Here is a 12,753-nt window from a genome sequence, read left to right as displayed (position 1 = left end):
GCAGATTCGCAATTCAGCGAAGCGTTACAGACGACCCAGATCGTTGACCAGGGCTAACAACATCACCCCAACCACCAAACTGATACCAATCTGTATCCCCCAACCCTGCACACGATCCGACAAGGGGCGACCACGCACCCACTCGACCAGATAAAACAGCAGATGCCCCCCATCCAATACAGGAATGGGCAGCAAATTCAGAACACCCAGGCTAATACTGAGGTAAGCCAGGAAATTCAGGAAATCCGCAACACCCGACTGGGCAGAAGCGCCCGCCACTTTAGCAATGGTTATCGGCCCACTCAAGTTTTTTACCGAGAGCTCGCCGAACAACATTTTCTTGAGGGATTCGAGCGTCAGCACACTCATGGTCCAAGTGCGTTTGGCACCCTCGCCGATTGCCGCCAACGGCCCGTAGCTGACCTCCCGCATCATCGAAGGCGGCCACTCGGGACTCTTGACCCCTGCACCCAGGTAACCCCCGGCCGCTTTGGCTTCCCCGCGTGCCGCCAACGTCACCGGGACGTCGATTTGAGCATTATCGCGTTCAACTTTCAGCACAATTTTGGTATCAGGGCGAACACGCACCAGATCGACCACCTGCTGCCAGTCATTAAGCGCCTGCCCATCGAGCGCCAAAAGGCGGTCGCCGGTTTTCAGACCTGCGGCCTGGGCCGGACCTTTAGGGTCCAGCTCCGCAAGCACTGGCGGTAGCACCGGCCGCCATGGACGAATCCCCAGGGATTTGATCGGATCGGGCTCATCAGCCCCCTTTAGCCAGTGATCCAACGCCAATGCACGGGAGGTTTCGGCAGAGGAGTCCTGCTCACGCACTACGAAGCTGACGGTGCCGCTTTCACCCAGGCGACGCACCAGTTGGAGATTGACCGCGCCCCAGCCCGTAGTGGGTTCGCCATCAATGGAAACGATTTCCTGCCCGGCGACCAAGCCCGCTTTGGCTGCAATGCTGTCCGCCTCGACCGCACCGATCACCGGACGGATCTGCTGGCTGCCCAGCATGGCCAATACCCAGAAAAACAGCATGGCCAACAGGAAGTTAGCGATCGGGCCGGCCGCCACAATAGCAATACGCTGACGAACGGTTTTGCGATTGAAGGATTGGTCCAACTGGTCGGCCGGCACTTCGCCTTCGCGCTCATCGAGCATCTTGACGTAGCCACCCAACGGAATGGCCGCGACCACGAACTCAGTGCCATGGCGATCATGCCAGCGCACCAGCGGCATGCCGAAACCGACGGAAAAGCGCAGTACCTTGACGCCGCAACGACGCGCCACCCAGAAGTGGCCGAATTCGTGGAAGGTAACCAGCACACCCAGAGCAACCAGGGTGCCGACAATCATATAAAGCGCACTCATCTAATTTCTCCGCATTCCAATCCAGGGCCAGAAGGCTCAACGCGCCGACAGACTATTTCGCGTTGCGGCTCAGCCAGTGTTGCGCAAGGACGCGCGCCTTGGTATCCGCTTCGAACACCGCCCCCAGATCGTTGACCGCCACGACGGGCTCCAGACCCAGCACGTCCTCGATGATACTCGCGATCTGCGGGAAGCGGATGCGCCGTTCGAGAAACGCTGCCACGGCCACTTCGTTGGCCGCATTAAGCATCGCCGGCGCACTGTTACCCGCCTCGGCCGCTTGCCGCGCCAGGCGCAGACAAGGAAAACGCTGCTCGTCCGGCGCTTCGAAATCCAGGCGAGCCACTGCGAACAGGTCCAGTGGGGCCACGCCGGAATCGATGCGCTCCGGCCACGCCAAGGCATTGGCAATCGGCGTGCGCATATCGGGATTGCCCAATTGGGCCAATACCGAACCGTCCACGTAATCGACAAGGGAATGAATCACACTTTGCGGATGAATCACCACCTCGACCTGATCAGGGCGCGCATCGAACAGCCAGCATGCCTCGATCAGCTCCAGGCCTTTGTTCATCATGCTGGCTGAATCCACGGAGATCTTGCGCCCCATCGACCAGTTCGGATGAGCGCACGCCTGGTCGGGAGATACATGCTCCAACTCAACCAGCGGTGTTTGACGGAACGGACCGCCAGAGGCCGTGAGTAGAATCCGCCGCACGCCGACCTGACTCAAACCTCGCGCAAAATCACCCGGCATACACTGGAAAATAGCGTTGTGTTCACTGTCGAGGGGCAGCAGCACCGCACCGCTCTTACGTACCGCCTGCATAAAAAGCGCACCGGACATTACCAGCGCTTCTTTATTGGCCAGCAGGATTTTCTTGCCCGCATCCACTGCCGCAAGAGTCGGTCGCAGGCCCGCCGCACCGACGATAGCCGCAACTACCGTATCGACCTCGGCATCCGCCGAAACCTGGCACAGCCCCTCCTCCCCCACCAACACTTGAGTGGCGAGCCCGGCCGCGCGCAGATCATCCTGCAAACCACGCGCCGCGATGGGCTCAGGCACCACGGCGTAACGCGGTGCATGGCGTACGCACAACGCCAGCAACTCGCTGAGGCGGCTAAAACCTGTAAGCGCGAAGACTTGGTAACGATTCGGGTGGCGCGCGATGACATCCAGGGTGCTCAACCCCACCGAGCCGGTCGCCCCCAGCACGGTGACCTGCTGCAGACGGCTCACGAAGCGGTCATCCACAGCAACACGGCAAAGATCGGGATGGCGGCGGTAAGACTGTCGATACGGTCAAGCACACCGCCATGCCCTGGCAGCAGGTTACTGCTGTCCTTGATACCGGCCTGACGCTTGAACATGCTTTCGGTGAGGTCACCGACCACCGAAATGAAGACCACGATCGCCGTACCCGCTAAAGCCAGGAAGATTTCCTTGCCCGACCAATCACGTACGACACCGACCACCAGCGTGATAACCAGAGTCAACGCCAGGCCACCATAGACGCCCTCCCAGCTCTTGCCAGGGCTGACGGCCGGGGCCAACTTACGCTTGCCAAAGGCTCGGCCCGAGAAGTAGGCGCCAATATCAGCCCCCCAGACCAACACCATCACCGCCATGATCAGCCAGTTACCCATCGGTGAGTTCTTGATTTCTACCAACCCTTGCCAGGCTGGCAACAGAATCAGCAGGCCAATCACCAGCTTGCTGGCGACACTGGACCACTGACTGCTGGTGCGCGGATAAGTCAGCACCAGAAAGGTCGCCAGCGCCCACCACAGTACCGCGGCGCCCAATACCCATGGCACCACGATGCTCGACAAGGTGTGCATCAGGAATAACAGTAGCGCCACGACCGCGGCGTAGGCCACGCGGGGCAACTGAGCGGTGAAACCGGCCAGCCGCGCCCACTCCCAGGCCCCCAAGGTCACGACCAGGCCAATAAACAGCGCAAAACCGGAACCATCGAGCAGGAAAAACCCACACAAGGCGATCGGCAACAGGATCAGGGCAGTGATGATTCGTTGTTTTAGCATTTAAACCCGGGCTCCAGCTTCGATCTGCTCGCTCGTTTTACCGAAACGACGCTGACGGGAAGCGAAATCGGCCAGCGCCGTGCGCATGGCATCGTGTTTGAAGTCCGGCCAGAACAGGTCGGAGAAGTACAACTCGGTGTAAGCCAGCTGCCACAACAGGAAATTACTGATGCGGTGCTCGCCACCGGTGCGGATGCACAAGTCCGGCAACGGCAGGTCGCCGGTGACCAGGCAGGTTTGCAGCAATTCGGGCGTAATGTCGTCCGGTCGCAGATGACCGGCCTGCACTTCACGAGCCAAGCGCTGCGCAGCCTGGGCAATATCCCACTGGCCGCCGTAGTTGGCTGCAATCTGCAACACAAAACGGTCGGCTCCGGCGGTGATGGCCTCGGCTTCGCGCATGGCCGCTTGCAGCTCCGGGTGGAACCGCGAGCGATCACCAATGATGCGCAGGCTGATGTTGTTGTCGTTGAGACGCTTGGCCTCACGACGAAGGGCCTTGAAGAACAGGTCCATCAGGGCGCTGACCTCTTCGGCGGGGCGCTGCCAGTTCTCACTGGAAAACGCGAACAACGTGAGCACCTCCACCTTGGCCTCGGCACACACCTCAATCACCGCCCGCACTGCATCGACACCCGCTTTATGCCCGGCAACACCCGGCATAAAGCGTTTCTTCGCCCAGCGATTATTCCCATCCATGATGATCGCGACATGGCGCGGCACCACGGAGGGCACAGTCTGCTTGGTCTTTTCCATGAAGGCGTCCTGACCCTTTATACGGCCATCAGGTCCTTTTCTTTTTCTTCGGTTGCCTGAGTGATCTTTGCCTCGGCTTCCTTGGTCAGCTTGTCGATATCGGCGACGGCACGACGCTCTTCGTCTTCGCTGATTTCCTTGTCCTTGACCAACTTCTTCAGCTCGCCCAAGGCATCACGACGAATGTTACGTACGGCAACGCGCGCATCCTCTGCCGCGCTGCGCGCCTGCTTGGTGAAGCCCTTGCGGGTTTCTTCGGTCAAGGCAGGCATGGAGATCAGCAACAACTCGCCCAGGTTGGTCGGGTTGAGGTTCAAGCCGGCGCTCTGGATCGCCTTGTCGACGGCCGCAAGCATGTTGCGCTCGAACGCCACGACCTGCAGGGTACGCGAGTCTTTGACGGTAACGTTGGCTACGCTGCTCAGCGGCGTATCTGCGCCGTAATACGGCACCATCACACTGCCCAGGATGCTCGGGTGAGCCTTGCCGGTACGAATCTGGCCGAATGCGTGGCTCAGAGACTCCAGGGATTTCTGCATACGCGCTTGGGCGTCTTTCTTGATTTCATTGATCATTGTTGGCCTTCCTCGATCAGAGTCCCTTCCGCACCGCCATGTACGATATTCAGCAGGGCGCCGGGCTTGTTCATGTTAAATACGCGCAGCGGCATCTTGTGGTCGCGGCACAGGCAAATAGCCGTCAGGTCCATCACACCCAGCTTGCGATCCAGCACTTCATCGTAGGTCAGATGATCGAACTTCTCGGCATGCGGGTCTTTGAATGGATCTGCGGTGTACACACCATCCACTTTGGTGGCCTTGAGCACCACGTCGGCATCAATTTCGATAGCACGCAGGCAAGCCGCCGAATCGGTGGTAAAGAACGGGTTACCCGTACCGGCTGCGAAGATCACCACTTCTTTGGAGTTCAGGTGGCGCATGGCTTTGCGACGATCGTAGTGGTCGGTCACGCCGACCATGGAGATAGCCGACATCACGATAGCCGAGATGTTGGCGCGCTCCAGGGCGTCGCGCATGGCCAGGGCGTTCATCACAGTGGCCAGCATCCCCATGTGGTCACCGGTGACCCGATCCATGCCAGCAGCACTCAATGCCGCGCCACGGAACAGGTTGCCACCGCCGATCACCAGGCCCACTTGCACGCCAATGCCGACCAGCTGGCCGACTTCCAGCGCCATGCGGTCGAGCACTTTGGGATCAATCCCAAACTCTTCCGAGCCCATCAGGGCCTCGCCGCTGAGCTTGAGTAGAATGCGTTTATAGCGAGCCTGATAACCACTGCCCTGCTGAGCCATTGCGAATCTCTCCTGCGGCGTATTTTTCAAAAATTCTTGGCGAGCCGTTTACGGCTTGCGTTCACTCTAGCTGGACGCTATCACAGCGCCATCGGAACACGGCTTTGTAAGCCAGTTCCGAAGGGAAACCAAATAAAATTGGCCTTCCCATTTGAAAAGAGGCTGCGCGCGTGAGCGGGCAGCCTCTTTCGGGCGACAGATAAAACTGTCTTATTGCTTGGCGGCAGCCAGCTGGGCAGCAACTTCTTCAGCGAAGTTGTCGACCGGCTTCTCGAGGCCTTCGCCTACTTTGAAGTAAGTGAAGGAAACGATTTCAGCGCCGGCTTTCTTAGCCAACTCGCCAACCTTGATTTCAGGGTTCTTGACGAACGCCTGCTCAACCAGGCTCGCTTCGGCCAGGAACTTGCTGATACGGCCTTTGACCATGTTCTCAACAATGTTTTCTGGCTTGCCTTTGATTTTTTCTTCGTTCAGCTGCAGGAACACAGCTTTTTCACGCTCGATCGCTTCGGCGGACACTTCCGACGGCAGCAGGAACTCAGGGTTGCTTGCCGCTACGTGCATTGCGATGTCTTTGGCCAGCTCAACGTTGCCGCCCTTCAGGACAACCGCAACACCGATCTTGTTACCGTGCAGGTAACCACCAACTACATCACCTTCAACGCGAGTCAGGCGACGGATGTTGACGTTCTCGCCAACCTTGCCGACCAGTACCAGGCGGGCAGCTTCTTGAGCTTCGATCAGAGGCTCGACAGTGGTCAGCTTGTCAGCGAACGCTTTTTCAACGCTGTCGGCAACGAATGCTTTGAAGTCGTCCTGCAGAGCCAGGAAGTCGGTCTGGGAGTTCACTTCCAGCAGAACGGCGGATTTGCCGTCTTCTTTCAGAGCGATGGCGCCTTCAGCGGCAACGTTACCTGCTTTCTTGGCAGCCTTGATGGCGCCGGAAGCACGCATGTCATCAATGGCTTTTTCGATGTCGCCGCCAGCCTTGGTCAAGGCTTTTTTGCAATCCATCATGCCTTCGCCGGTACGCTCGCGCAGTTCTTTAACCAACGCTGCAGTAATCTCTGCCATTTCAAAATCCTCTTGGATAGGTTTTCAACCATTCCACCCGATCAAACGGGCGATCAATTCTTCTCGAACCACCCCTTGTAGGCCGCTGCACGTTACAGATGATGTAGCTGCGCTGCCGACAAATGGTTTTCGAGGGGGCAAAAAGGGGGCCAAGCCCCCTTTTTGCTTACTGAGTCAACGCCAGGGCGTCAATTACTCAGCGGCAGCTACCGGAGCTTCTTCAACGAACTGCTCGGTACCACCAGCAACGTGGTTGCGACCACGGATTACAGCGTCAGCCATCGAACCCATGTACAGCTGGATAGCGCGGATTGCGTCATCGTTGCCTGGGATGATGTAGTCAACGCCTTCCGGGCTGCTGTTGGTATCGACTACGCCGATAACAGGGATGCCCAGCTTGTTGGCTTCGGTGATCGCGATGCGCTCGTGATCAACGTCGATAACGAACAGTGCGTCAGGCAGACCGCCCATGTCCTTGATACCACCCAGGGAACGATCGAGCTTTTCCAGGTCACGGGAGCGCATCAGCGCTTCTTTCTTGGTCAGCTTGGCGAAAGTACCGTCTTCGGCTTGTACTTCAAGGTCACGCAGACGCTTGATGGAAGCACGGATGGTTTTGAAGTTGGTCAGCATGCCGCCCAACCAGCGGTGATCGACGTACGGCGAACCGCAACGTGCTGCTTCTTCAGCAACGATCTTGCCAGCGGAACGCTTGGTACCGACGAACAGAATCTTGTTTTTGCCCTGGGCCAGACGCTCTACGAAAGTCAGCGCTTCGTTGAACATTGGCAGGGTTTTTTCAAGGTTGATGATGTGGATCTTGTTACGCGCGCCGAAAATGTATTTACCCATTTTCGGGTTCCAGTAACGGGTCTGGTGACCGAAGTGCACACCGGCCTTCAGCATATCGCGCATGTTGACTTGGGACATGATAGTTCCTTAAGTAAGTCGGGTTTGGCCTCCACGTATCCCAATGACCAACCAGCGGCATCAAGGCCTCCGGCACCCAGGTCATCGTGTCGACACGTGTGTGGATTTAAGCTTTTCGGGGTATCCCCGGAAAGCGGCGCATTTTATACCACACGAAGGGCGAAAACGAAACCAGCAATCACAACTGCCTTGAAGGCCACTCGCGCAACCCTTTGAATTGAGTCCGGATACCCCCACCCTATAGAGAGAAGCGATCGTCAGACCCTCATGACTTGAGAGCATCGTCTGTTAGAATCGCGTTTTTCAGGGCTTGTGCGAATTCTGTAACCTTTTGTCGCACACCCGTAAACCGTTTTGATTTCAGCGCCTCGCGCTAGAGAGAGCCTGTATGACCGTTACTTTGAAAACCGCCGAAGACATCGCCGGCATGCGCGTTGCCGGCAAACTGGCGGCCGATGTGCTGGAAATGATTGCCGAACACGTCAAGCCCGGCGTCACCACCGAGGAACTCGACCGTATCTGCCACGACTACATCGTCAATGTGCAAAAGGCTATCCCTGCCCCGCTCAACTACAAAGGCTTTCCCAAGTCGATCTGCACATCGATCAACCACGTGGTCTGCCACGGCATCCCAGGCGACAAGCCGCTCAAGGACGGCGACACGCTGAACATCGACGTCACCGTGATCAAGGATGGCTATCACGGCGATACCAGCCGCATGTTCCACGTCGGCACCGTGCCGGTCTGGGCCGAGCGCCTGTCCCAGGTCACTCAGGAATGCATGTACAAGGCTATCGAGATCGTCAAACCTGGCTGCCGCCTGGGCGACATCGGCGAAGTGATCCAGAAGCACGCTGAAAAGAACGGCTTTTCGGTGGTTCGCGAGTTCTGTGGCCACGGCATCGGCAAGGTGTTCCACGAAGAACCGCAGATCCTGCACTACGGCCGCGCTGGCACCGGCATGGAACTCAAGGCCGGCATGACCTTCACCATCGAGCCGATGATCAACCAGGGCAAGGCCGACACCAAGGTGCTGGGCGACGGCTGGACCGCTATTACCAAAGACCGCAAGCTCTCGGCCCAGTGGGAACACACACTACTGGTCACCGAAACCGGCTACGAGATCTTCACCCTGCGCTCGGACGACACCATCCCGCGCGTGTCGGCGTAATTCAAGGCTGCGTTGGTTTTCCCAAACGGTGTTGTGACTGACTCATAGATAGAAAGGAAAGCCGATCGATGCCCCAGGTGGATCCCGAACTCTTCGACCGTGGCCAGTTCCAGGCCGAGCTGGCACTGAAGTCGAGCCCTATCGCTGCGTTCAAAAAAGCCATTCGCCAGGCCCGCGAGGTGCTCGATGAGCGCTTTCGCAAGGGCCGGGATATCCGCCGGCTGATCGAGGATCGCGCCTGGTTCGTCGATAACATCCTGCAAAAGGCCTGGGAACAGTTCACCTGGAGCACTGACGCCGACATCGCCCTGGTGGCGGTCGGCGGCTACGGTCGCGGCGAATTGCACCCGTACTCAGACATCGACCTGCTGATCCTGCTGGACAGTGCAGACCATGAGATCTTTCGCGATTCCATCGAGCGTTTTCTCACACTGTTGTGGGACATCGGCTTGGAAGTCGGCCAGAGCGTACGGTCGGTGGACGAATGCGCCGAAGAGGCCCGTGCCGACCTCACCGTGATCACCAACCTCATGGAGAGCCGCACCATCGCCGGCCCCGAGCGCCTGCGCCAGCGCATGCTCGACGTCACCAGCACGGCGCACATGTGGCCGAGCAAGGATTTCTTCCTGGCCAAGCGCGCCGAGCAGAAAGCCCGGCATCACAAGTACAACGACACCGAGTACAACCTGGAACCCAACGTCAAGGGTTCACCCGGAGGGCTGCGGGACATCCAGACCATTCTATGGGTGGCCCGTCGCGAATACGGCACCCTGAACCTGCGCGCCCTGGCCGGCGAAGGTTTCCTGGTGGAAAGCGAGAATGCGCTGCTGGCCTCCTCCCAGGAGTTCCTGTGGAAAGTGCGCTACGCCCTGCACATGCTTGCCGGGCGCGCCGAAGATCGTTTGTTGTTCGACCATCAGCGCTCCATCGCCTCGCTGCTGGGGTTTGAAGGCGAAGACGCCAAGACCAGTATCGAAAGCTTCATGCAGCAGTACTACCGCGTGGTCATGAGCATTGCGCAGCTGAGCGACCTGATCATTCAGCACTTCGAAGAGGTGATCCTGGCCCCCGAAGACGAAGCGCCGCCGCAACCGATCAATGCGCGCTTCCAGTTGCACGACGGTTATATCGAAGCACGCAGCGACAACGTGTTCCGTCGCACGCCATTCGCGATGCTGGAAATCTTCGTGCTGATGGCCCAGCAGCCGGAAATCAAAGGCGTGCGCGCCGACACCATTCGCCTGCTGCGGGAAAACCGCTACCTGATCGACGAAGACTTCCGCAACGATATCCGCAACACCAGCCTGTTCATCGAGCTGTTCAAATGCAAGATCGGCATCCACCGCAACCTGCGCCGCATGAACCGTTACGGCATCCTCGGGCGCTATTTACCGGAGTTCGGTTTTATCGTCGGGCAAATGCAGCACGACCTGTTTCATATCTATACCGTCGATGCGCACACCCTGAACCTGATCAAACATCTGCGTAAGTTGCAGTACACCCAGGTATCGGAAAAATTCCCGCTGGCCAGTAAGTTGATGGCCAAACTGCCCAAGCCCGAGCTGATCTACCTGGCCGGGCTGTACCACGACATCGGCAAGGGCCGGCATGGCGATCACTCGGAAATCGGCGCCGTCGATGCCGAGGCTTTTTGCCAGCGTCACCAATTGCCGTTGTGGGACAGCCGCCTGATTGTCTGGCTGGTGCAGAACCACCTGGTGATGTCGACCACTGCCCAGCGCAAGGACTTGTCCGATCCGCAGGTGATCCATGATTTCGCCCAGGTGGTCGGCGATGAAACCCGCCTCGACTACCTATACGTGCTCACCGTCTCCGATATCAACGCCACCAACCCCACTCTGTGGAATTCATGGCGCGCCAGCCTGCTGCGTCAGCTGTACACCGAGACCAAGCGCGCCCTGCGCCGTGGCCTGGAAAACCCAGTGGACCGCGAAGAGCAGATCCGCCGCACCCAAAGTGCGGCCCTGGATATCCTCGTACGCGGCGGCAACGACCCGGACGATGTCGAGCAACTGTGGTCGCAGTTGGGAGACGATTACTTCCTGCGCCACACCGCCGGCGATGTCGCCTGGCACACCGACGCCATTTTGCAGCAGCCTGCCGATGGCGGCCCGCTGGTGTTGATCAAGGAAACCACTCAGCGCGAGTTCGAGGGCGGCACGCAGATTTTCATCTATGCACCGGACCAGCACGACTTCTTCGCCGTGACCGTGGCCGCCATGGACCAGCTCAACCTGAACATCCACGACGCACGGGTGATCACTTCCAGCAGCCAGTTCACCCTCGACACCTACATCGTGCTCGACACCGATGGCGACTCGATCGGCGACAATCCGGCGCGGGTAAAGAAAATCCGCGAAGGCCTTACCGAAGCCCTGCGCAACCCCGACGATTACCCCACCATCATCCAGCGTCGGGTCCCACGCCAGCTCAAGCACTTCGCCTTCGCACCCCAGGTCACCATCTCCAACGATGCCCAGCGCCCAGTCACCGTGCTGGAACTGAGCGCGCCGGACCGTCCGGGCCTATTGGCGCGCATCGGCGGGATTTTCCTGGAGTTCGACCTGTCGTTGCAAAACGCCAAGATTGCGACCCTGGGCGAACGCGTGGAAGACGTGTTCTTTATTACCGATGCCGACAACCAACCGTTGTCCGACCCCGAGCTGTGCCGACGCTTGCAGGAAGCCATCGTCCAACAGTTGAGCGTGCCCCAGGAGCCGGGCGTTGAACTGACGCGCCTGACGATTTGATACCAGGGGCGGCCCACCGCCCCTTCGCCGTTTTTAACGCCTTGCACGAGATACACCGATGAACAACGCCCTGAACCAGCTCCAACCCTACCCGTTCGAAAAGTTGCGCGCCCTGCTGGGCAGCGTGACACCGAACCCGGCGAAACGCCCGATTGCGCTGTCCATTGGCGAGCCCAAGCACAAATCCCCGCAGTTCGTGGCCGACGCCCTGGCTAATAACCTCGACCAGATGGCGGTGTACCCGACCACCCTGGGCATTCCCGCCTTGCGCGAGGCCATCGGCGCCTGGTGCGAGCGGCGCTTCAATGTGCCGAAGGGGTGGCTCGATCCGGCGCGCACTATTTTGCCGGTCAACGGAACCCGGGAAGCCTTGTTCGCCTTCACCCAAACCGTGGTCAATCGCAGTGACGACGCACTGGTGGTGAGCCCGAACCCGTTCTACCAGATCTATGAGGGCGCCGCGTTCCTCGCCGGGGCCAAGCCGCACTACCTGCCGTGCCTGGACAGCAATGGCTTCAACCCGGATTTCGACGCGGTTTCGCCGGATATCTGGAAACGCTGCCAGATCCTGTTTCTGTGCTCACCGGGCAACCCGACCGGCGCGCTGATTCCGGTCCAGACCCTGAAAAAACTCATCGCCCTGGCCGACGAATATGATTTCGTGATCGCTGCCGACGAGTGCTACAGCGAGCTGTATTTCGACGAGCAAACCCCGCCGCCAGGCCTGCTCAGTGCTTGTGTGGAACTGGGTCGCCAGGACTTCAAGCGTTGCGTGGTGTTCCACAGCCTGTCCAAGCGCTCCAACCTGCCAGGGCTGCGCTCCGGCTTCGTGGCCGGTGACGCCGATATCCTCAAAGGTTTCCTGCTGTATCGCACCTATCATGGCTGCGCAATGCCGGTGCAAACCCAGCTCGCCAGTATCGCGGCCTGGCAGGACGAGGCCCATGTGCTGGCCAACCGTGATCTGTACCGCGAGAAGTTCGAGGCCGTGTTAGCCATTCTCAAGCCGGTACTGGACGTGCAAGCGCCGGACGGCGGGTTCTACTTGTGGCCGAATGTGCAGGGTGACGACGCCGCGTTCTGCCGCGACCTGTTCGTGGAGGAACATGTGACGGTGGTGCCGGGCTCGTACCTGTCGCGGGACGTGGACGGGGTCAACCCCGGGGCCGGTCGAGTGCGCCTGGCGCTGGTTGCGCCGCTGGCTGAGTGTGTGGAGGCAGCGGAGCGAATTCGCGATTTCATTCAGCGCCGGCGTTAAGCCAGACGCAGCGAGAGCCCGAGGGATGGCAATCCTTCGGGCACCCAATGTT

Annotated in this window: 11 protein-coding genes; 3 read left to right on the top strand and 8 right to left on the bottom strand. The window is 59.2% G+C overall.

The window, feature by feature from the left end:
* Window positions 1–24: 24 nt before the first annotated feature.
* The 8 genes from rseP to rpsB all read right to left on the bottom strand — a co-directional run bounded on the left by rseP (window position 25) and on the right by rpsB (window position 7,501).
* Window positions 25–1,377 carry a sigma E protease regulator RseP gene (gene rseP, locus HRH33_RS07195; RefSeq protein WP_034137243.1) on the bottom strand — a complete coding sequence of 451 codons (1,353 nt, stop codon included), beginning with the start codon at window positions 1,375–1,377 and terminating at the stop codon, window positions 25–27.
* Window positions 1,378–1,429: 52 nt separating this feature from the next.
* Window positions 1,430–2,620 carry a 1-deoxy-D-xylulose-5-phosphate reductoisomerase gene (gene ispC, locus HRH33_RS07190; RefSeq protein ID WP_094064748.1) on the bottom strand — a complete coding sequence of 397 codons (1,191 nt, stop codon included), beginning with the start codon at window positions 2,618–2,620 and terminating at the stop codon, window positions 1,430–1,432.
* Window positions 2,617–3,426 carry a phosphatidate cytidylyltransferase gene (locus HRH33_RS07185; protein ID WP_094064749.1) on the bottom strand — a complete coding sequence of 270 codons (810 nt, stop codon included), beginning with the start codon at window positions 3,424–3,426 and terminating at the stop codon, window positions 2,617–2,619. The genes ispC and HRH33_RS07185 overlap by 4 nt, the downstream gene beginning before the upstream one ends.
* Complete coding sequence (gene uppS, locus HRH33_RS07180) at window positions 3,427–4,182, bottom strand: polyprenyl diphosphate synthase (RefSeq protein ID WP_034096241.1); 756 nt, start codon at window positions 4,180–4,182, stop codon at window positions 3,427–3,429. It abuts the gene before it with no gap.
* A 17-nt stretch (window positions 4,183–4,199) separates the two neighbouring features.
* Entirely contained in the window at window positions 4,200–4,757 is a 558-nt protein-coding gene (frr, locus tag HRH33_RS07175) for a ribosome recycling factor (protein WP_034096240.1), read from the bottom strand.
* The gene (gene pyrH / locus HRH33_RS07170; RefSeq protein ID WP_003189161.1) at window positions 4,754–5,497 is read right to left on the bottom strand and encodes a UMP kinase; all 744 of its coding nucleotides are present in this window, start codon (window positions 5,495–5,497) and stop codon (window positions 4,754–4,756) included. The genes frr and pyrH overlap by 4 nt, the downstream gene beginning before the upstream one ends.
* 210 nt (window positions 5,498–5,707) lie before the next feature.
* Complete coding sequence (gene tsf, locus HRH33_RS07165) at window positions 5,708–6,571, bottom strand: translation elongation factor Ts (protein WP_034137239.1); 864 nt, start codon at window positions 6,569–6,571, stop codon at window positions 5,708–5,710.
* Between the two features lie 192 nt (window positions 6,572–6,763).
* Complete coding sequence (rpsB, locus tag HRH33_RS07160) at window positions 6,764–7,501, bottom strand: 30S ribosomal protein S2 (RefSeq protein ID WP_003189158.1); 738 nt, start codon at window positions 7,499–7,501, stop codon at window positions 6,764–6,766.
* A gap of 388 nt (window positions 7,502–7,889) precedes the next feature.
* On the opposite strand from rpsB, the gene map reads away from it, so the two are divergent.
* The 3 genes from map (at window position 7,890) to dapC (ending at window position 12,701) form a co-directional block, all read left to right on the top strand.
* Window positions 7,890–8,672: a type I methionyl aminopeptidase gene (map, locus tag HRH33_RS07155; RefSeq protein ID WP_034096238.1), complete on the top strand. Its 783-nt coding sequence runs from the start codon at window positions 7,890–7,892 to the stop codon at window positions 8,670–8,672.
* A gap of 68 nt (window positions 8,673–8,740) precedes the next feature.
* Entirely contained in the window at window positions 8,741–11,443 is a 2,703-nt protein-coding gene (locus HRH33_RS07150) for a [protein-PII] uridylyltransferase (protein WP_034096237.1), read from the top strand.
* 58 nt (window positions 11,444–11,501) lie between these two features.
* Window positions 11,502–12,701: a succinyldiaminopimelate transaminase gene (gene dapC / locus HRH33_RS07145; RefSeq protein WP_167416433.1), complete on the top strand. Its 1,200-nt coding sequence runs from the start codon at window positions 11,502–11,504 to the stop codon at window positions 12,699–12,701.
* Window positions 12,702–12,753 lie beyond the last annotated feature (52 nt).

Origin of the sequence: Pseudomonas rhodesiae (assembly GCF_013285305.1) — a bacterium.
Classification (GTDB): domain Bacteria; phylum Pseudomonadota; class Gammaproteobacteria; order Pseudomonadales; family Pseudomonadaceae; genus Aquipseudomonas; species Aquipseudomonas rhodesiae.
The sequence above is the reverse complement of the archived record's forward strand: the minus strand, read 5'-3'. Positions and strand labels throughout refer to the sequence as shown.

Bases quoted from the DNA above. Each gene is read 5' to 3' on its own strand.
- pyrH (WP_003189161.1), bottom strand. From the start codon at position 5,497: ATGGCTCAGCAGGGCAGTGGTTATCAGGCTCGCTATAAACGCATTCTA.
- HRH33_RS07150 (WP_034096237.1), top strand. From the start codon at position 8,741: ATGCCCCAGGTGGATCCCGAACTCTTCGACCGTGGCCAGTTCCAGGCC.
- tsf (WP_034137239.1), bottom strand. From the start codon at position 6,571: ATGGCAGAGATTACTGCAGCGTTGGTTAAAGAACTGCGCGAGCGTACC.
- uppS (WP_034096241.1), bottom strand. From the start codon at position 4,182: ATGGAAAAGACCAAGCAGACTGTGCCCTCCGTGGTGCCGCGCCATGTC.
- map (WP_034096238.1), top strand. From the start codon at position 7,890: ATGACCGTTACTTTGAAAACCGCCGAAGACATCGCCGGCATGCGCGTT.
- rseP (WP_034137243.1), bottom strand. From the start codon at position 1,377: ATGAGTGCGCTTTATATGATTGTCGGCACCCTGGTTGCTCTGGGTGTG.
- dapC (WP_167416433.1), top strand. From the start codon at position 11,502: ATGAACAACGCCCTGAACCAGCTCCAACCCTACCCGTTCGAAAAGTTG.
- frr (WP_034096240.1), bottom strand. From the start codon at position 4,757: ATGATCAATGAAATCAAGAAAGACGCCCAAGCGCGTATGCAGAAATCC.
- HRH33_RS07185 (WP_094064749.1), bottom strand. From the start codon at position 3,426: ATGCTAAAACAACGAATCATCACTGCCCTGATCCTGTTGCCGATCGCC.
- rpsB (WP_003189158.1), bottom strand. From the start codon at position 7,501: ATGTCCCAAGTCAACATGCGCGATATGCTGAAGGCCGGTGTGCACTTC.